Below are 18437 nucleotides of genomic sequence, written 5' to 3'. Positions count from 1 at the left end.
ACGAGACGCTTGTGAAGTTTGCGACATATCGGTGTCTGTAACGAAATTGGGGGAGAGACTACGCCGGCGGCGCCGGGTACTTCTGGGCATTCATGACGAGCTTTTCGGTCACGGCGCGATTCAGATCCACGCCCAGCACCGACGACAGACGCACGAGATACATGGCGATGTCGGCGAGTTCCTGCTCCACATGGCGTGCCTCGCTGCTCGCCATGACCGCGCTGGCCTCAGCGTCGGTATGCCACTGGAAAATTTCGACCAGCTCTGCCACTTCGACGGACAACGCCATCGCAAGGTTCTTCGGCGTGTGGTGCCGATGCCAGTCGCGCGCGTCGGCAAACGCGTGCAGCGCGCCTTCCAGCCCCCGCGTGTCGATCAGACGGGCATCTTCGCGCGTGTCGGGCGATGCAACATCGGCAGGCGAATCCGGTGACGAGGACACTTGGCTCATGGACGGCTGAATAAAGTTGAATAAGTTGGCGGGATGTCGAGTCGCCGCCATCGCAGAGCGTCTGCGAGACTTCGATATTGGGGCGGCAGTTCAAAGCGCAATGGCGCAAGCCGAATGACTGACGGGGGCCAAGATGCTGGCGATTGACATCGTCCGGGATGCCATCGGCATCGTACTCGCGACAAAAAGCCGCAGGAACGGGTTATGGTAGCGCGTTGATGCCAGACGCGCGCTGCACCCCGGGAAGGGCCGGCACATGGGCCGTCGGTGCTCATCGTCAGTTGCCATCACTTGCCAGCAGTGGCCGCAACGCCGCGTGAATCGCGAATCATCACCCGGCATCCTTACCTTCGATCACCAACCTTCACACCGTGGACAGCTTTACCTCCGAGCCGCCGGTTATCGGTGACCCCGCCGAACCGAGCACCTATCGCGTCACGCTGCTGCCTGCCGGCTGGCAGTTCGACGCCCCGGCCGACGTGCCGCTGCTGCTCGCCGCGCAGGCCGCCGGCATCAAGTTGCCGAGTCTGTGCCGCAACGGCACCTGCCGCGCGTGCCTGTGCCGCGTGCAGAGCGCGGGCGACCCGGCCCCGGCGTCAGTGGCTTACCGCATCGAATGGCCGGGCTTGTCGCGCGACGAGAAAGCGGAGGGCTGGCTGCTGCCGTGCTGTAGTTACGCGCGTGCCGACCTCACCATCGACGCGCCCGACGCTGCGCTTTGTTAAACTTGCCGATGTCTGTCGCTCGACGAGAGCGGCATAACCGTTTCAGGATCAGGAAAGCCGAATGGCACAGTACGTATTCAGCATGAACCGCGTGGGCAAGATCGTGCCGCCCAAGCGTCACATCCTCAAGGACATCTCCCTGTCGTTCTTCCCCGGCGCCAAAATCGGCGTGCTGGGTCTGAACGGTTCGGGCAAGTCGACCGTGCTCAGAATCATGGCTGGGGTGGACAAGGAGATCGAGGGTGAAGCCATCCCGATGGCGAACCTGAACATCGGTTATCTGCCGCAAGAGCCGCAGCTCGATCCCGAGCAGACCGTACGCGAATCCGTCGAAAGCGGCATGGGCGAAATCTTCGAGGCACGTACCAAGCTCGAAGAGATCTACGCCGCCTACGCCGAGCCGGACGCCGACTTCGACGCGCTCGCCGCCGAGCAAGCCAAGTACGAAGGGATTCTCGCCGCGAGCGACGGCAACAACATCGAACAGGCACTCGAAGTCGCCGCCGACGCGCTGCGTCTGCCGCCGTGGGACGCCAAGATCGGCGTGCTCTCGGGCGGTGAAAAGCGCCGCGTCGCGCTCGCGCGTCTGCTGCTCTCGAAGCCGGACATGCTGCTGCTCGACGAACCGACCAACCACTTGGACGCCGAATCCGTCGACTGGCTGGAACAGTTCCTCACGCGCTTCCCGGGCACCGTGGTGGCCGTCACCCACGATCGCTACTTCCTCGACAACGCGGCCGAGTGGATTCTCGAACTCGACCGGGGTCATGGCATTCCGTGGAAGGGCAACTACAGCTCGTGGCTCGACCAGAAGGAACAGCGCCTGGAGCAGGAAGAATCGAGTGAGTCGGCTCGTCAGAAGGCGTTGAAGAAGGAACTGGAGTGGGTGCGCCAGAACCCGAAGGGCCGTCAGGCCAAGTCGAAGGCGCGTCTCGCCCGCTTCGACGAACTGAACAGCCAGGAATACCAGAAGCGCAACGAAACTCAGGAAATCTTCATCCCCGTGGGTGAGCGTCTGGGTAACGAAGTCGTCGAATTCAAGAACGTGTCGAAGGCCTTCGGCGACCGTCTGCTGATCGACGACCTGAGCTTCAACGTGCCGCCGGGCGCGATCGTCGGCATCATCGGCCCGAACGGCGCCGGTAAATCGACGTTCTTCAAGATGCTCACCGGCCGTGAACAGCCGGACAGCGGCGAAATCAAGATCGGTCAGACGGTCAAGATGGCCTATGTCGACCAGAGCCGCGATGCGCTGGATGGCACGAAGACCGTGTTCGAAGAAATTTCGGGCGGTGCCGACGTGCTGACCGTGGGCCGTTACGAAACCCCGTCGCGTGCCTATATCGGCCGCTTCAACTTCAAGGGCTCGGACCAGCAGAAGCAGGTGGGTTCGCTCTCGGGCGGTGAGCGTGGCCGTCTGCACATGGCCAAGACGCTGATTTCGGGCGGCAATGTGTTGCTGCTCGATGAACCGTCGAACGATCTGGACGTCGAAACCCTGCGTGCACTCGAGGACGCGCTGCTCGAGTTCGCCGGCTGCGTGATGGTGATCTCTCACGATCGCTGGTTCCTCGATCGTATCGCCACCCATATTCTGGCTTTCGAAGGCGACTCGCACGTCGAGTTCTTCCCGGGCAACTATCAGGAGTATGAGGCGGACAAGAAGAAACGCCTCGGCGAGGAGGGCGCGAAACCGAAGCGAATCCGCTACAAGCCGATCGCGCGGTAACGCAGGAAAAGGCGCCGCAAGGCGCCTTTTCTGTTTCATCTGACGTAATTGCTGAAGTCGTAACGCAAGACCCCCGACGTGCCGTGTGTGCGCGATGCGCCGCACGGCGCGCCATTTTGACGAATCAGGAGTGTGCAAATGAGCCAGTCAGTGAATCAGTTGAATGGAAAAGTCGCCGTGGTGACGGGCGCCGCCAGCGGTATCGGCAAGGAAATTGCGTTGACGCTCGCCAAAGCGGGCGCAGCGGTGGCCATCGCCGATTTGAACCAGCAGGGTGCCGACGCGGTCGCCGAGGAAATCAAGGCGGCGGGCGGAAAGGCCCTGGGCGTGGCGATGGACGTGACCAATGAAGAAGCCGTGAACAGCGGTATCGACAAGGTGGCGCAGACGTTCGGGTCCATCGACATCCTGATCTCCAACGCCGGCATTCAGATCGTGAACCCGATCGAGAACTACGCGTTCTCCGACTGGAAGAAGATGCAGGCGATTCACGTCGACGGCGCGTTTCTCACGACCAAGGCGGCGCTCAAGCACATGTACAAGGACGATCGCGGCGGCATCGTGATCTACATGGGCTCGGTGCACTCGCATGAGGCCTCGCCGCTGAAGTCGGCTTACGTCGCGGCCAAACACGCGTTGCTGGGGCTGGCGCGCGTGCTCGCCAAGGAAGGCGCCAAGCACAACGTGCGCTCGCACGTGATCTGCCCGGGCTTCGTGCGCACGCCGCTTGTCGACAAGCAGATTCCCGAGCAGGCGAAGGAGTTGGGGATCTCGGAAGACGAGGTCATCAAGAAGGTCATGCTCGGCGGCACCGTCGACGGCATTTTCACCACGGTGGATGACGTCGCGCAAACGGCGCTGTTCCTCGCGACCTTCCCGACGGCGGCCTTCACCGGTCAGTCGTTCGTGGTGAGTCACGGCTGGTTCATGCAATAACCGGAAGTCGGTTTGCTGGCCATCCGTCTGTTGCCAAAGCCGGATGGCCAGTGCCTTGCCTTAGCAGCACCGCGTGGCATCACGCCATTGCTTCAGGAGAACGGTCATGACGGCCAACCCGCCGAAAGTCCCCAAACGCGCCATCGATCTGCCGCCGTACGAGACGGTCGCGCTTGTCTTGCAGGGCGGCGGTGCGCTCGGCGCTTATCAGGCGGGCGTGTACGCCGGGCTGTACGAGTCCGGTATCCACCCGAACTGGATCGCGGGCATCTCCATCGGGGCCCTGAACACGGCGGTCATCGCTGGCAATCCTCCCGAGAAGCGCGTCGCGCAGCTCGAAGCGTTCTGGCGCACGATCTGCGAGCCGGCGGTATTTCCGCCGCTGCCTGCTCCCTTCGAAGCCGCCATTCTCAACGGACCGGAGTCGGGGCGTGTGGCCTACAGCGCGTGGCAGGCCTGGCGCGCACTGATCGAAGGTCAGAAAGGCTTCTTCACGCCGCGCTGGCCGCAGCCCTTGCCGACGGCGACGGGCGACCCGGCACATGCGAGTTATTACGACACGACGGCGCTGCGCGGCACGCTCGAGCGCTTTGTCGACTTCGATCGCATCAACTCGCGCGAGACGCGCGTCTCGGTCGGTGCGGTGAATGTGCACACGGGCAATTTTGTCTACTTCGACAACACGCGCGAAGTGCTGCGGCCCGAGCACTTCATGGCGTCCGGCGCGTTGCCGCCGGGCTTTCCGGCGGTCGAAATCGACGGCCAGTATTTCTGGGATGGCGGGCTGGTGTCGAACACCCCGCTCTCGGAAGTGCTCGGCACGTCGCCGCGCCGCGACACGCTCGCCTTTCAGGTGGACTTGTGGAGTGCGCGCGGGCCGTTGCCCGATAACCTGAACGACGTCGCCGACCGGCAGAAGGACATTCAGTTTTCCAGCCGGACGCGATTCGTCACCGATAACCTGCAACGCGCGCAGCACTATCGCCGCGTGTTGCGTGAAGTGCTGGAGCGCGTGCCTGCCGAGGTGCGTGCGCGCGATCCGTGGTGCCATGCCGCGCAGGAGATCGCGTGCAGCAAGCGCTACAACGTCGTCCAGCTCATTTATCGCAACAAGGAATACGAGGGCCATTACAAGGACTATCAGTTCGGCCTCTCGACCATGCTCGATCACTGGACCAGCGGGCTCGACGACATGCGCCGCACCCTTGCGCATCCCGAGTGGCTGGCCATGCCGAGCGATACCTCCGGCTTCGTCACGCACGACGTGCATCGCCACGAAGTCATCTGACGTCGCCGGCAACGAAATTTCCCACGGAATCGAATTTGTCTCTGCCTGACCTGTTTGCTCCCTGCTCGGCCACGGTCGCCGACGTGTTGCGCCACTACGATGGCGGCCATGCGACCGATGATGGCGCGCACGACGTGTCGCATCTCGCGCGCGTCTGGTGCCTTGCGAAAGAAATCGCCGCCGACGTGCCCGGTGTCGATCTGGAAGCGTTGGCCGTCGCCACGTTGTTGCACGATTGCGTGAGTGTCGAAAAGAACTCGCCGGATCGTGCACGCGCATCGACGCTGGCGGCTGACGTCGCCCGCACGTTGCTGGTTCGGATGGAATGGCCGGCGGCTCGCGTCGAGTTGGTGGCGCATGCCATCGCGGCACACAGCTTCTCGGCGGGCATTACGCCGACGACGGATGAGGCGCGGATTCTGCGCGATGCCGACCGGCTCGACGCGTTGGGTGCCGTCGGCATCGCCCGCGTGTTCTATGTGGCGGGGCGTCTCGGCAGTCGCTTGTATGACCCGGTCGATCCGTTTGCGCAGCATCGCGAACTGGATGACGCGACGTACGCCATCGACCATTTCGAGCGGAAATTGCTGCATCTGACCGACGGGCTGAGCACCGCAGCAGGGCAGCGCATCGGCCGAGAGCGGACCGATGTCATGCGCGCGTTTCTGACGCAGGTGCGCCGCGAGTTGGGCCTCGCCTGAGCCCTGCGCACTCAGCGCCGAAGATCAAACGTCGAACATCAAACGTCGAACATCAAACGCAAAGGAAGTCCGGCGAGTGCCTACCGTCTCGCGAACTACCCCTGCGGCGCGCCCCCCGACACGCCGCAGGGCCCTGCGTCAAACCCCCGTCTACAACGCGAGTGCTGTCTCCAGCCGCATTTTGAGCGGCTGAAGATCCAGCAACATGGCCGTACGCGCCGTGCCATCCGACGTCGGCAATTCCACCGCATCGCGCATGTCGTTGCGCATCTCATGCGTGGCCCGTCCGAGCAGCATCGCGGGCACCGGCAGCTTGTCGGCTTCATCCAGCGTCACGATGTTCTCAATGGCATCGACGAGCAGCCCGAACTTGTCCTTGCCGTGTTCGATCACCAGAATCTTGCGCGCCTGCGTGTCTTCCTGCGCGGGCATGCCGTAGAGCGCACGCAGATCGACAATCGTCACCAGCTCGCGGCGCAGATTGAGCATGCCGCGCACGAACGACGGTGCGCCGGGTGCCGGCATGACATCGGGCGAGTCGTGAATGATCTCGCGCAACTGGTCGAGCCGAACGGCCAGCATGTGTTGCAGGCGGAACGACACGTAAGCATGGCGAGTGCCGCGTGATGCCTTGCCCGCAGCGCCCGCTGCGAAGCGCGCCGGGCTACCGCCCTTTTGATGCGCTGCACCGTCGCCTTCGCGATACAGCTCGCGATGGCCGCGCGTGAGTTCAAGCACTTGCGAGTGCGTAAAGAGTTCGTCGGCATTGAGCAGCACGATGTCGCTGGCGTCTTCGCGGGTGATGCAACCTGCGAAGAGTTGCGCATGCGTCGTGCTGAACGACGGCATCGCCAGCAACTCGTCGGCGTAGTACGTCACGATGCTGTCCACGGCGTCGACCAGCAGGCCGAAATGCACGTCCTCTTGCTTGACGATCAAAATGCGGCGCGGGTCGGCGGCGGTGCCTGCCACGTCGGCATCCGGCCGGCACGCGTGCAAGCCGAGAAAGTGAGCGAAGTCGATGACCGGCACCACGGTGCCGCGCAGGTTCAGCATGCCGACGCAGAACACGCTGGCGAGCGCCGAGTTCTGCAACTCGGGGATGCGGATGATTTCGCGAATCGCGCTCATCGGCAGCGCGAGGCGCGAGTGCTCCACCGTGAACGACACGCATTGCAGCCGCTGACGTTGCTGGCGGCGCTGCGGTGCGCTCAGCGACTGACGGGCCAGCAATTGCGGCATGTTCTCGATATGCACGAGCGCACCCGGCGCGAGAATTTGCAGAATCCGATCGCCCCCGTCCAGCTTGATGGCCCCGGAAACCACCGGCGGCGCGGTGTGTCCGGCATCGTATTCGAAGCCGGTGCGCTGCGAGGCGCGTACGCGCAGAATCTCGCCCGTGGTATCGAACAGCAGCCCGACGCGCACGCCGTCGACATCGACGATGGCGATCTTCTCCGTCGCCCGCGCCAGCACGCCAGCCGTGCCCGAGGAGATCGACAACAGCGGCTTGAGATCGACAATCGGAATCAGCGTGCCGCGCAGATTGAACAAGCCCAGCAGAAACGGCGGCGAGAGTGGTACCGGCGTAATGCGCGACGGGTAATTCACCACTTCCTGCAAGGCGGCGATGGGCAGCGCGAACTCCACGTCACCCAGATGAAACGAGCCGAAGACTTCGACGTCGTCGGCAGTCACCGCGCGCCGTGCAGGTGCCGGGGCGGGCGACGCGGCAGGGGCTGCCGTCTCCAGCGCCGCGCTGTGCACGCCGCTCAAGTCCTCGATGCCGTCGATGCCGTCGACGTTGATCGCTTCCACCTTGTCGTCACGGCGCTGCGTCGGTTCGCTCGCGATATGCGTCGTGACGGCCGCGCCCGCACCGTAACCGTACGCATTGCGACCGGCATAGCCCTGAAAGGGCGACACCGTCGGCGGCAGCACGGTCGTGCCGGCCAGCGCGTCCCGATGCAGAAAGGGAAATCCGGGTGTGCGTGCGTTCATGTGCCCCGTCCCACGAGTCGAAGCGCCGGGCGGCGCGGTACCTCGGTGGCACCGTTCGATCCGATCACGCGCACGAAATACGCGTGATGGGCGCAATCGATGGTGATTTGCCGCCCCACTTCGCCGCCCACTTCCACGTGCACGATCGGAATGCCTGTCTCGGCGATGAGCGCCTGCGCCATCTTGGCGTTGGCCACCCCGATCAGCCCGTGCCGGGCAGGCGGCTGGTGCGGCATCATGTTGCCGCCGCCCGCGATGACGGCTTCAATTTCGCTGCGCCGCGCGCCATCGGCTTTCATGAGCGCCAGCAACGATGGCACGGCTTGCGTCACGTACTTGGCGCCGATAGCGAGCGTGGGTGCCGGGGCTTCGGGCAACAGGCAGTGCGCGAGACCGTACAGGCCACGCGAGCGCCACATCAGCGCGATGCCGACACACGAGCCGAGCGTCGCGCGCAAGACGTCTTCGCCGCGCCCGATGCGCACTTCGCCCATCAACACCTGAATGTCATGCGATGACCCCATTCGGCGCTCCCTGATTTCGGTAAATGAGCGGTTGTTCGAACCGGTAGCCGGTCGACAGCCGCGAGAGCGATTCCGACTCGCCCACGATGAGCACGCCTTCAGGGGAGAGCGTGCGGCGCACGTTCTCGAGCACCCGCTCCTGATCGGGGGCTTCGAAGTAGATCAGCACGTTGCGCAACATGATCAGATCGAACGCCTCGCGGCGCGCCATGCGCTGATACAGGTTGTGCTCGGCAAAGGTGATGTGAGCCCGCAGTTCGGGCACCACGGTATGTCCGCCCACGCTGGGCCGGAAGTACTTGGCGAGCAGGCCCGGGCGTTGCTGCTTCAGGCCGTCGATGCTGCGCCCGCCGTAGTTGCCTGCCATCGCCACGGCCAGCACCTGACTGGAGATGTCGGTCGCGTGAATCTGATACTGGAAGTCCGGATGCCGCACACGGAATTCCTCGCAGATCATCGCCGCAGAGTAAGCCTCTTCACCGCTGGACGCTGCGGCCGACCACATGCGGAACGGCCGGCCCGGCTTGCCCTCCTGCCAGCGTGGCAGAAAGTGCTGCGCGAAGTAGTCCCACACGCGCGGCGTGCGAAAGAACGTGGTCTCGTTGGTCGTGACCAGATTCACGAAGTTGCGCACTTCGTCCGGCGTGTTTTCCAGCAGCGCGAGATAGTCGCGATAACAACGCAGTGAGAGCGTGCGCAGGCGCGGGCGTAGCCGCCCCTGCAACATCGTCCACTTTTTTTCGTTCATCGAGATACCGGTGTGCCGGTGCACGGCGCGCAACAAGGCGAGCTGGGTACCGGGGTCGGCGTCGGCTTCGATTTCCATGTCGTGCTCTCCGGAGGTACGGACGCGTCAGTCGTGACAGATCGAAGGAACGGGGTGCGGCGTCAGACTTTGAAACGGGAGACCGTGCGGTCGAGTTCCTCGGCCTCACTGGTGAGCCCGGCGGTGGCCTGCGCGATGGTCTCGCACGCCCCCGCCGACTTCTCGGTCTCTTCGGCCACGTGCTGAATCGCGAGACTCACTTCACGGGCGGCAACCAGTTGCTCTTCTGCGGCACACGAAATCTCGGAGATCGCCTGCGTGGTGCGCGATACGCCGCCGACTATCTTCTCGAACGCATCGCCCGCCTGCTTCGACACTTCGCTGCCCTGTGCCACGCGTTTGGTCGACTCGTTGATGAGTTTGGAGATTTCCTTGGTCGCCTGCGACGAGCGCTCGGCCAGCTTGCGCACCTCGTCGGCCACGACCGAGAAGCCCAAGCCGTGCTCACCGGCACGCGCGGCTTCGATGGCCGCGTTGAACGCCAGCAGGTTGGTCTGCCCGGCAATCTCGCCGATCACCTTCACGATCTCGCCGATGTCTTCCGAAGACTTGTTGATCAACTCCATCGCTTCGACCGAGCGGGCGATGGCGCGCGCGCCGGTCTCCGCTTCCTGCTGCGTGGCCTTGGCGAGCTGATCGGCGCCCTTGGTGTTGTCGGCAATCGAGTTGATCGATGCGGTCAGTTCTTCGATCGAGGCATTCATCTCTTCGACGGTGGCACCGAGCGCCTGAGCGCCGGTCGCCACGGTATTGGCGCGGTCCGCGATGTCGCGCGATGCGCCCGAGAATTCGCCGGCCGAGTTCACGACCTTGCCGATCACGCCGCGCAGGTCGTCCATCATGTGGCGAATGCCTTCGGCCAGTTGATCGATCGGGTCGGTGCCGTTCACGGCGATGTCGCCGGTCAGGTCGCCGGCAGCCGCGCGATTGACCGTGTTCAGCAGCGCGGCCACCTTGCGTTGATCGTCTTCGGCGCGGCGCTTCACGCTGGCTTCGAGTTCGACTTGCTGCGTAATGTCGGTCGCGAACTTCACCACCTTGTAGGGGCGGCCGTTCATGTCGAGAATCGGGTTGTACGTCGCCTGAATCCAGACTTCGCGCCCGCCACGGCCGATGCGCTTGTAGCGGCCCGAGTCGAACTCGCCGCGATTGAGCTTCGCCCAGAACTCGCGATACGTGTCGGACGCGGCGTATTCCGGCTCGCAGAACATGCGGTGATGCTTGCCTTTGATGTCGTCGAACGCGTAGCCGAGCGTCTTGAGAAAGTTGTCGTTGGCGGTGATCACCGTGCCGTCGAGATTGAACTCGATCACGGCCTGCGCGAGATCCATCGCGCGCACCTTGCCTTCGAACTCCGCCGTCTGACGACGCTGTGCGGTCACGTCCGAGGCGAACTTGACCACCTTGTACGGGCGCCCGCTGGCGTCGAATACGGGGTTGTAGGACGCGTGAATCCAGATCTCACGGCCGCCTTTGCCGATGCGCTTGTACTCGCCGGTGTCGAATTCACCGCGATTCAGACGTGCCCAGAAGTCGCGGTAAGCCGCCGAGTTGGCGTACTCCGGCTCGCAGAACATACGGTGATGCTGGCCCTTGATCTCGTCGAGCGAGTAGCCGAGAGCTTGCAGAAAGTTGTCGTTGGCGTTGAGCACGGTGCCATCGAGCTGGAATTCGATGACGGCCTGCGACACGCCGATGGCGCGCACCTTGCTCTCGAATTCCGCTTGGCGGGCCCGGTCGGCCGTGACGTCGGTCGCGAACTTGATGACCTTGTAGGGCACGCCGTTCGCATCGAACACCGGGTTGTACGAGGCGCGAATCCAGACCTCGCGGCCGCCCTTGGCGACCCGCTTGTATTCGCCCGAGTCGAATTCCCCGCGCCCGAGCTTCGCCCAGAAGTCGCGATACGCCTCTGACGCGGCGTAGTCCGGCTCGCAGAACATGCGATGGTGCTGGCCCTGAATTTCGTCGAGCCGATAACCGAGTGTCTGAAGGAAATTGTCGTTCGCGTGCATGACGCGCCCTTGCAGATCGAACTCGATAACCGCCTGAACGCGGTTAAGTGCGGCACTGATGGCCTGTAGTTCCTGTTGTTCCATCTGGAATTCAGGCGTGGCGATTTCCATGACCTTCTCCCTGATACGCTTGCCCCGGCGCGTGTCGTGCGGCCGTCACGAAAAGGATTTTTTGCGTCGCCCAGGAGTTGACGCGCACTCCTCTATAGACGCGATTACGACAGTTGGAAAGTCAACTTGAGATTGGTGGCTACCCGCATGTTGTTTTTGCCTTGAATGGCAAAATCACCCGGTAAGCCGCGCCGAATAAAGATTTAAAGATAAATGAAACGGGCGCAAAGTCGACGCTGTTATAGCGTCAATACATTTCAAACGCGCAGATGAAATGGCAATACGAGGGGTTTTGCACGGAGAAGGTGCAATGGAAGTGGCTGAGCAGGCTGTCGGAAAAAAGACCCCCTCCCGCGTCAGACGCGGGAAGGGGCTGACATCCAAAGCCGCTCTCTTCGGGGCAATTGAGAGGGCGGCAAACAATACTATGCAATCGCCGTGCCAGCGGTCGCATCAAGCGCAAACCCGCGTCGTTATTGAGTTTTCAGAGAGCGGCCGCTGACCGGGGGCGGCGATGTTACGGCGTTGTACGCCGCATGTAACGTAACAAAGTGCGACACTTCCCCCGTTTGGCAACCTTCGCTTACACGGCTTACAGACGCGTGATGGGCTTCATATCGGGCCAAAGATATAAAGGAATCGAACGGACTCGCGTTCCCCTCGTTCCTTATCATCAGGAGTCAGATCATGAAGTTGCTTGTTGCCGCGCTGCTTGCCGTCACGCTTGCCGGATGCGTTGTTGTTCCGGCCCGGCCGTATTACGGGGGTTACTACGGACACCCGTGCTGCTATCGTTATTGATTCGCCTGACGAAATAGAGAACGTCGTTCGGGATTTAATTGGGGAGCCAAAACGCGACAAAACGCGAAATTCAACGCATCGAAATTACACGCGATCAATTAATGCTTATTCATCGGTTGATGATGAGACAGGCGCGATATGAATCACGCCTGTTTCATTTGAATTTCGCATCGGCCGAGAATTGTTCGCCGTGAAAAATAAAAAGCCCCGCAAGCAAAATATGCGGGGCTTTTTGTTGGCAATTCATCGCCAATTCACCGTCAATTTATCGGGTATTCACCGTCAAATTAAAGGTAGTCGCGGTGCCGGCTTGCGGCATCGGCTTGCGAGATTAGCGGCGATAGCCGTCGTGGCGGTATCCATCGCGGCGATCCCAGCCACGGTCGTGATGCCAGTGGCGCGGGGGCGGTCCGCGCCAGTAATGCGGACGCGGTCCGTAGATCACCGGCGGAGGCGGTGCCACCATCATCGGTGCGGGCGCGGCGTAGACCGGCGGTGCGACGTAGACGGGGGCGGGGGCGACGATGGCCGGCCCCGGAATGCCGATGTTTACCGAGACATCGGTGCGTGCGAGTGCGCTGCCCGAGACGAGCGCAGCCGCCATCCCTGCGGCAGCGATCCAGTGTTGATGTTGCATCTGATCTCCTTGTTTCATCACGTCCAATTTTAAGGAACGTGGTCCCACGGCGGTGCAACCGCAGGACTACAGATGTAACAAGGCGTAAGGAAACCTGCGATAGCGGCCGAAAATCTATCGGCCGCTATTCACGACAACATCGATGCGTCGTCGGGTGTCATCCGCGATCGACGGCTAACGCCAGTCGTGATCGCGTGGTGCGAGAAAGCTCGGCGGGCGTCGTCCGCGTTGTTCCGACGTGCTGAAGTACGAGGGGCGGCGTAAATCTCGTGTGTCGTTCGGCGAGCGCCAGTAGGGCGTGCGCGGGGCGCCGAGCAGATCGCCCGGGCGGTGCGGCGAGAGCGGTGGCATCGAGGCCGGCCATGCCACCTGGCGCCAACGGGCACCCACGGGCACGACAAGTACGAGCATCACGAATACCAGCGTCAGCACGGCGTACAGGACAACAGGCGAGAATGCGGTCTCCATATCAAACTCCGTTCGCGAAAGTGTCACACCACGGGGGACGCGCCTTGGCACGCAAAGTGTGGCGTTTTTACTATAGTCCATGCGGCTGCGGCTGACACTCGGTTGTCGGGACGCGGGTTGCAAGACTACACTACAGACGCAGTTCCCCGCAGGCCCGCCCGCCGGTCTGCGCCGGCAACGTTGGCGAACCACTCGCCACCTCAATGCCCGGGAGGTACGCGATGAGTCCGTCCACCAGTCAGGCCGTTCTCGAGCCCAGCACTGCCGTCACCTCGTCGGCACCCGTCACGCCTGTGGCGATCGATCACGTCGCGTATCCCAGCTACGACGCGGCGCTCACACACAGTTTCTACGTCGACGTCATGGGCTTCAGGCTCGCGGGTGCGCAAACCGGCATGAGTCGCCTCTGGGGCAAACCGTACCTGCTCGTGAGCTATCAGATCGCCCCCGGCGAAGCGGTGGCCTTCTTCAATTGCGACGGGTTGGCGCCCGTCTCCCATCCCGATACCCCCGCGAACCAGATCCATCACGTGGCGCTACGCGTGCGCGATCTCGATGCTCTTGAGCGCTGGAAATCGCGTCTGACGGCGCACGACGTCGCGTTTGTGGTCGAGCGTCACGGCGACGGCGAGCATCTCTATCTGCTCGATCCGAACGAGGTCATGCTGGAATTATGTGTGGCGACGCCGGAATCGGCGGCGGGGCAGCCGCAAGGGGCGCTCGATACGTTGCAGCGCTGGCTGGATGGTGTGCGCTGATTGGCTCGTTCAGTCGTTCAGTCTCTCAGTCGTTCAGCCGCTTATGCTTCGGCGTCCTTGCCGAGTCCGGACCAACTGGTAGAGACCTGCGGCGCCAGACCGAAGAGGTCGAGCACGCGCCCGACGGTGTCGTCGACCATGGCGTCGAGCGATTCGGGGCGGTTGTAGAACGCCGGCAGCGGCGGGTAGACGATGCCGCCCATTTCCGTGACAGCCGTCATATTGCGCAGATGCGCCAGATTGAAGGGCGTTTCGCGCACCATCATGACGAGGCGGCGACGCTCTTTGAGCGTGACGTCAGCGGCGCGGGCGATCAGGTTGTCCGACAGGCCGTGGGCAACGCTCGCGAGCGTTTTCATCGAGCACGGCGCGATGACCATGCCGGTCGTGGTGAACGAACCGCTGGCAATGTTGGCGCCGACTTCACGCACGCTGTGGTACTGGTCGGCCAGCGCCTGCACGTCCGATCGTTCGAGCCCCAGTTCGTGACGTAACGTCAGCCAACCGGCGCTCGACACGAGCAGATGGGTCTCGACGCCGCCGAGCGCACGCAAGCGCTCAAGCAGGCGCACCCCATAGACGGCACCGGTCGCGCCAGTGATGGCGACGATCATGCGCGCGGGGCGCGGCGCGCCCGTCGAGACGGTCATCAGGCCGGGATCAGGCGGAGATCAGACGGCGATCAGGCAAGCTCAGCGATGATCTGCTTGAGTTCGCCGCTTTGGTACATCTCCATCATGATGTCCGAGCCGCCGATGAATTCGCCGTTGATGTAGAGCTGCGGGATGGTCGGCCAGTTGGCGAATTCCTTCACGCCCTGACGGACTTCTTCGTCTTGCAGCACGTCGACCGTGAACAGGTTGTCCACGCCGCAGGCTTTCAGGATCTGCACGGCGCGGCCCGAGAAGCCGCACATCGGGAATTGCGCATTGCCCTTCATGAAGAGCACGACGGGATGGTCGGTGACGATTTGCTGAATACGTTGCTGGGTAGTCATGGTGGAAAGCCCGTGGGGATGCCGGAAAATCGGCGTGTCCGCCATTTTAGCGGTTTTCCGCCGCGCTCGTTGGTGCGTGCCCTCCGGGTGCCCTTTGCGGGTGGCCCGGGCTGCCCTCGTCAGGCGCGGCGCCCGCCCGTAGTGCGCTCGATACCCGCCAGATCCCGCTCGGAGAAAACGTCGAGGAAACCGGCCGCATTGCACAGCGCGCGTACGTCGGCGGCCTGATGGTAGCCGTGTTCGCACAGCAGCCAGCTACCGGGTTTGAGCCGCGACACCGCGCCCGCGACGATGATGCGCAGGGCGGCCAGACCGTCGGCGTGATCGGTCAGCGCGTCGGCCGGTTCGAACCGCAGGTCGCCTTGCGAGAGGTGCTCGTCGCCCGCCACGATGTACGGCGGGTTCGAGACGATCATGTCGAACGGCGCTTCATCGGCCGCCAATGCGCCATACCAGTCGCTTTCCAGAAAGCGCACACGCGGCGCCAGTCCGAGTTGCTGCGCGTTGCCGGTGGCGACGCGCAGGGCATCCGCCGAGCGGTCCAGTGCGGTGAGTTGGGCGTCCGGGCGGCTGTGGGCGATGGCCAGTGCAATCGCGCCGCTGCCGGTGCCGAGATCGAGCACACGCGGTGTGGCGCACCCTTCCAGGCGTGCCAGTGCCAGTTCCACCAGCAGTTCGGTTTCCGGCCGGGGAATCAGGACCGACGGACTGACGGCGAACGTCAGCCCGAAAAACTCCCGGGTACCGGTGAGATAGGCAATCGGTTCGCCCGCGACACGCCGGGCGTGCAGACCGCGATAGACCGCCACGGTGTCGGGGGCAAGGGGTTCGCGGTCGCGTGTGATCAACTGCGTGCGCGACCAGCCGAGCACGTGCGAGAGCAGAATGCGCGACTCCGACGGCGGCAGCCCGGGTTCGCGTAGCAACGTCTCGACGGTGGTGCTGCCGGATGCGGTTACCCCGGTGGCTGACCCGGCCGCCGAATCGTTCGACGATTCGTTCGACGATTCGTTCGACGACGAAGTGCCGTCCTGCCCCTGCGACATCAGGCAGCCTCGCCCAGCGATGCCAGCAACTCGGCCTGATGTTCAGTCACGAGCGCGTTGACGAGATCGTCGAGATCGCCGTCCATGATGTACTCAAGCTTGTAGAGCGTGAGGTTGATGCGGTGATCGGTCATCCGCCCTTGCGGGAAGTTGTAGGTGCGAATGCGCTCCGACCGGTCGCCCGAGCCGATCAGGCTCTTGCGCGTAGCGGCTTCCTTGGCTTGCTGGGCGCGCATCTGGGCATCCTTGATGCGTGCAGCGAGTACCTTGAGCGCCTTGTCCTTGTTGCGATGCTGCGAGCGGTCGTCCTGACATTCCACGACGATGCCCGTGGGCAAGTGCGTAATACGCACGGCCGAATCGGTCTTGTTGACGTGCTGCCCGCCGGCGCCTGACGCGCGGAACGTGTCGATGCGGATATCGGCCGGGTTGATCTCGACGTCGGCCACGTCGTCGGCTTCGGGCATCACGGCCACGGTGCACGCTGACGTATGGATGCGGCCCTGCGTTTCGGTCGCGGGTACGCGCTGCACGCGGTGGCCGCCCGACTCGAACTTCAGCCGCGAATAGGCGCCCTGACCGATCAGGCGCACGATCACTTCCTTGTAGCCGCCCAGATCCGACTCGCTGGCCGACATGATTTCCACCTGCCAGCGCTGACGTTCGGCATAGCGGGTGTACATGCGCAGCAGGTCGCCCGCGAAGAGCGCCGACTCGTCGCCGCCCGTGCCCGCGCGAATTTCCAGATAGATGTTGCGCTCGTCGTTGGGGTCGCGCGGCAGCAGCATGCGTTGCAGCGAGGCTTCCATGTCGTCCATGCGCGTGCGGGCGTCGGCCGCTTCGGCCTCGGCAAAGTCACGCATTTCCGGGTCGGATGCCATCTCCTGCGCCGCCGTCACATCGTTGTGCGCCTGGCGGTACTGCTGGTATTGCGCGACAACCGGCGCCAGCTCGGCGTGTTCGCGGGTGAGCTTGCGGTAGTTGTCCAGATCGCGCGTGACGTCGCCCTGGCTCAATAGGCCATCAAGCTCGACCAGACGTTGCGTCAACTGGTCGAGCTTGGCTTGCATGCTCGCTTTCATCTATTTGTCGGAAGATCCCGAGGTGCGGAACAGTTCGGGAATGAGGTGAATGATTTGCTCGCGCGAATCGCCGCGCGCCGTGTTCAGCGCGTGCGTCGGGCCATGCAGGAATTTCTTGGTGAGGGACTGAGACAGGGCTTCGAGCACGGCGGCAGGGTCGTCGCCGCGTGCGAGCATGCGTTGCGCACGCTCGAGTTCGGCCACGCGCATCGCTTCGGCCGTGCCGTGAATGTCGCGAATGACCGGCACGACGCTGCGCGCGTCGAGCCATTGCATGAAGTGCTGAACGCGCGTCTCGATGATCGCTTCGGCCTGTGCGACCGCCGCCTGACGCAGCGCATTGCCTTCGCGCACGACCGCGCCGAGATCGTCGACCGTGTACAGGAAGACGTCGGTCAAGCGGCCCACTTCGGGCTCGATGTCGCGCGGCACGGCCAGATCGACCATGAACATCGGCTTGTGCTTGCGTGCCTTGATGGCGCGCTCGACCGCACCGAGGCCGATCAGCGGCAGCGTGCTGGCCGTGCACGAGACGACGATGTCGAACTCGTGCAGGCGCTGCGGCAGCTCGGACAGACGGATGGCGTTGCCGCCCAGCCGCTCGGCGAGCTTCTCGCCGCGCTCGGCGGTACGGTTGGCGATGTAGAGGGCTTTCGGGTTCTGCGCGGCAAAGTGCGTCGCGCAGAGGTCGATCATCTCGCCCGCGCCGATGAACAGCACTTTCTGCGTGCTGATGCTCTCGAAAATGCGCTGGGCCAGACGCACCGCCGCAGCGGCCATCGACACCGAATGCGCGCCGATCTCGGTCTGGCCACGTACTTCCTTGGCCACCGCGAACGTGCGCTGGAACAGTTGATTCAGATACGTACCCAGCGCGCCGGCTTCGGCGGCGGTGCGCACGGCATCTTTCAACTGGCCGAGAATCTGGGTTTCGCCGAGCACCATCGAGTCGAGACCGCTGGCCACGCGAAACGCGTGTCGCACAGCGTCGGACTGGGGCAGGGCATACAGATGGGGGGCGAGGTCGCTCGCCGGAATGTTATGGAACTGCGACAGCCAGTGCACGGCTCGCTCGCGGGCGGCGGCATCGTCGGTGACGCAGTAGATTTCCGTGCGGTTGCACGTCGACAGGATGGCGGCCTCGGGGGCGCTCGACCGGTCGTTCCACAAACTCTTCAGGCCTGCCAGTGCCGGCTCGATCCGCTCGAACGGAAACGCCACCCGTTCTCTCAGCGAGACGGGCGCCGTGTGGTGGTTCAGGCCGAGAGCGAGCAGTTGCATGGTGTGGGGGATCTAATAGCCCCAGATTATAGCGCGTCGACGCGATGCCCGTTTCAGGCC

The 18437-nt window shown here is 63.5% G+C and carries 18 protein-coding genes; 6 read left to right on the top strand and 12 right to left on the bottom strand.

Annotated features, from left to right (window positions below; genetic code table 11):
• Positions 1-58: 58 nt before the first annotated feature.
• Positions 59-451 carry a nucleotide pyrophosphohydrolase gene (locus CDV44_RS00315; RefSeq protein WP_087686227.1) on the bottom strand — a complete coding sequence of 131 codons (393 nt, stop codon included), beginning with the start codon at positions 449-451 and terminating at the stop codon, positions 59-61.
• A 371-nt stretch (positions 452-822) separates the two neighbouring features.
• Here CDV44_RS00315 and CDV44_RS00310 point away from each other — a divergent pair, with 371 nt between their 5' ends.
• From CDV44_RS00310 to CDV44_RS00290, 5 genes are all read left to right on the top strand, one after another.
• Positions 823-1176, top strand: a complete 354-nt coding sequence (locus CDV44_RS00310) for a 2Fe-2S iron-sulfur cluster-binding protein (RefSeq protein ID WP_249277350.1) — start codon at positions 823-825, stop codon at positions 1174-1176.
• A gap of 61 nt (positions 1177-1237) precedes the next feature.
• Positions 1238-2905, top strand: a complete 1668-nt coding sequence (ettA, locus tag CDV44_RS00305) for an energy-dependent translational throttle protein EttA (RefSeq protein WP_087686226.1) — start codon at positions 1238-1240, stop codon at positions 2903-2905.
• A gap of 138 nt (positions 2906-3043) precedes the next feature.
• Complete coding sequence (locus CDV44_RS00300; RefSeq protein WP_058376256.1) at positions 3044-3841, top strand: 3-hydroxybutyrate dehydrogenase; 798 nt, start codon at positions 3044-3046, stop codon at positions 3839-3841.
• A 106-nt stretch (positions 3842-3947) separates the two neighbouring features.
• Positions 3948-5129: a patatin-like phospholipase family protein gene (locus tag CDV44_RS00295; protein ID WP_087686225.1), complete on the top strand. Its 1182-nt coding sequence runs from the start codon at positions 3948-3950 to the stop codon at positions 5127-5129.
• A 35-nt stretch (positions 5130-5164) separates the two neighbouring features.
• A complete protein-coding gene (locus CDV44_RS00290; protein WP_249277349.1) occupies positions 5165-5830 on the top strand; it encodes an HD domain-containing protein in 666 nt (221 codons plus the stop codon).
• A 150-nt stretch (positions 5831-5980) separates the two neighbouring features.
• Here the strand turns inward: CDV44_RS00290 and CDV44_RS00285 are convergent, their stop codons facing one another.
• The 6 genes from CDV44_RS00285 to CDV44_RS00255 form a co-directional block, all read right to left on the bottom strand.
• Positions 5981-7831: a chemotaxis protein CheW gene (locus tag CDV44_RS00285; RefSeq protein WP_087686224.1), complete on the bottom strand. Its 1851-nt coding sequence runs from the start codon at positions 7829-7831 to the stop codon at positions 5981-5983.
• Complete coding sequence (locus CDV44_RS00280) at positions 7828-8355, bottom strand: chemotaxis protein CheD (RefSeq protein WP_087686223.1); 528 nt, start codon at positions 8353-8355, stop codon at positions 7828-7830. Before CDV44_RS00280 ends, CDV44_RS00285 begins: the two co-directional genes overlap by 4 nt.
• Positions 8339-9181, bottom strand: coding sequence for a protein-glutamate O-methyltransferase CheR (locus CDV44_RS00275; RefSeq protein ID WP_087686222.1), 843 nt, complete (start codon positions 9179-9181; stop codon positions 8339-8341). Before CDV44_RS00275 ends, CDV44_RS00280 begins: the two co-directional genes overlap by 17 nt.
• A 62-nt stretch (positions 9182-9243) precedes the next feature.
• Entirely contained in the window at positions 9244-11307 is a 2064-nt protein-coding gene (locus CDV44_RS00270; protein WP_087686221.1) for a PAS domain-containing protein, read from the bottom strand.
• A gap of 1132 nt (positions 11308-12439) precedes the next feature.
• Positions 12440-12745, bottom strand: a complete 306-nt coding sequence (locus CDV44_RS00260; protein WP_087686219.1) for a hypothetical protein — start codon at positions 12743-12745, stop codon at positions 12440-12442.
• 174 nt (positions 12746-12919) lie between these two features.
• Positions 12920-13213: a hypothetical protein gene (locus CDV44_RS00255; protein WP_087686218.1), complete on the bottom strand. Its 294-nt coding sequence runs from the start codon at positions 13211-13213 to the stop codon at positions 12920-12922.
• 221 nt (positions 13214-13434) lie between these two features.
• On the opposite strand from CDV44_RS00255, the gene CDV44_RS00250 reads away from it, so the two are divergent.
• Positions 13435-13971 (top strand): VOC family protein, encoded by a 537-nt coding sequence (locus CDV44_RS00250; RefSeq protein WP_058376248.1) that lies wholly within the window; start codon positions 13435-13437, stop codon positions 13969-13971.
• A gap of 41 nt (positions 13972-14012) precedes the next feature.
• On the opposite strand, the gene CDV44_RS00245 is transcribed toward CDV44_RS00250, so the two are convergent.
• From CDV44_RS00245 to hemA, 5 genes are all read right to left on the bottom strand, one after another.
• Entirely contained in the window at positions 14013-14621 is a 609-nt protein-coding gene (locus CDV44_RS00245; RefSeq protein WP_087686217.1) for a UbiX family flavin prenyltransferase, read from the bottom strand.
• Positions 14622-14653: 32 nt separating this feature from the next.
• Positions 14654-14968 (bottom strand): Grx4 family monothiol glutaredoxin, encoded by a 315-nt coding sequence (grxD, locus tag CDV44_RS00240; RefSeq protein WP_087686313.1) that lies wholly within the window; start codon positions 14966-14968, stop codon positions 14654-14656.
• A 119-nt stretch (positions 14969-15087) separates the two neighbouring features.
• Positions 15088-16014 carry a peptide chain release factor N(5)-glutamine methyltransferase gene (gene prmC / locus CDV44_RS00235; protein ID WP_087686216.1) on the bottom strand — a complete coding sequence of 309 codons (927 nt, stop codon included), beginning with the start codon at positions 16012-16014 and terminating at the stop codon, positions 15088-15090.
• Entirely contained in the window at positions 16014-17096 is a 1083-nt protein-coding gene (prfA, locus tag CDV44_RS00230) for a peptide chain release factor 1 (RefSeq protein WP_087686215.1), read from the bottom strand. The genes prmC and prfA overlap by 1 nt, the downstream gene beginning before the upstream one ends.
• Positions 17097-18377: a glutamyl-tRNA reductase gene (hemA, locus tag CDV44_RS00225; protein ID WP_058376244.1), complete on the bottom strand. Its 1281-nt coding sequence runs from the start codon at positions 18375-18377 to the stop codon at positions 17097-17099.
• Between the last annotated feature and the right edge of the window lie 60 nt (positions 18378-18437).

This window comes from Pandoraea sp. PE-S2R-1 (assembly GCF_002179865.1).
Classification (GTDB): domain Bacteria; phylum Pseudomonadota; class Gammaproteobacteria; order Burkholderiales; family Burkholderiaceae; genus Pandoraea.
The sequence above is the reverse complement of the archived record's forward strand: the minus strand, read 5'-3'. Positions and strand labels throughout refer to the sequence as shown.

Coding starts and splice junctions, on each gene's coding strand:
- CDV44_RS00315 (WP_087686227.1), bottom strand. CDS start 451: ATGAGCCAAGTGTCCTCGTCACCGGATTCGCCTGCCGATGTTGCATCG.
- ettA (WP_087686226.1), top strand. CDS start 1,238: ATGGCACAGTACGTATTCAGCATGAACCGCGTGGGCAAGATCGTGCCG.
- CDV44_RS00300 (WP_058376256.1), top strand. CDS start 3,044: ATGAGCCAGTCAGTGAATCAGTTGAATGGAAAAGTCGCCGTGGTGACG.
- CDV44_RS00295 (WP_087686225.1), top strand. CDS start 3,948: ATGACGGCCAACCCGCCGAAAGTCCCCAAACGCGCCATCGATCTGCCG.
- CDV44_RS00285 (WP_087686224.1), bottom strand. CDS start 7,831: ATGAACGCACGCACACCCGGATTTCCCTTTCTGCATCGGGACGCGCTG.
- CDV44_RS00280 (WP_087686223.1), bottom strand. CDS start 8,355: ATGGGGTCATCGCATGACATTCAGGTGTTGATGGGCGAAGTGCGCATC.
- CDV44_RS00275 (WP_087686222.1), bottom strand. CDS start 9,181: ATGGAAATCGAAGCCGACGCCGACCCCGGTACCCAGCTCGCCTTGTTG.
- CDV44_RS00270 (WP_087686221.1), bottom strand. CDS start 11,307: ATGGAAATCGCCACGCCTGAATTCCAGATGGAACAACAGGAACTACAG.
- CDV44_RS00260 (WP_087686219.1), bottom strand. CDS start 12,745: ATGCAACATCAACACTGGATCGCTGCCGCAGGGATGGCGGCTGCGCTC.
- CDV44_RS00255 (WP_087686218.1), bottom strand. CDS start 13,213: ATGGAGACCGCATTCTCGCCTGTTGTCCTGTACGCCGTGCTGACGCTG.
- CDV44_RS00250 (WP_058376248.1), top strand. CDS start 13,435: ATGAGTCCGTCCACCAGTCAGGCCGTTCTCGAGCCCAGCACTGCCGTC.
- CDV44_RS00245 (WP_087686217.1), bottom strand. CDS start 14,621: ATGACCGTCTCGACGGGCGCGCCGCGCCCCGCGCGCATGATCGTCGCC.
- grxD (WP_087686313.1), bottom strand. CDS start 14,968: ATGACTACCCAGCAACGTATTCAGCAAATCGTCACCGACCATCCCGTC.
- prmC (WP_087686216.1), bottom strand. CDS start 16,014: ATGTCGCAGGGGCAGGACGGCACTTCGTCGTCGAACGAATCGTCGAAC.
- prfA (WP_087686215.1), bottom strand. CDS start 17,096: ATGAAAGCGAGCATGCAAGCCAAGCTCGACCAGTTGACGCAACGTCTG.
- hemA (WP_058376244.1), bottom strand. CDS start 18,377: ATGCAACTGCTCGCTCTCGGCCTGAACCACCACACGGCGCCCGTCTCG.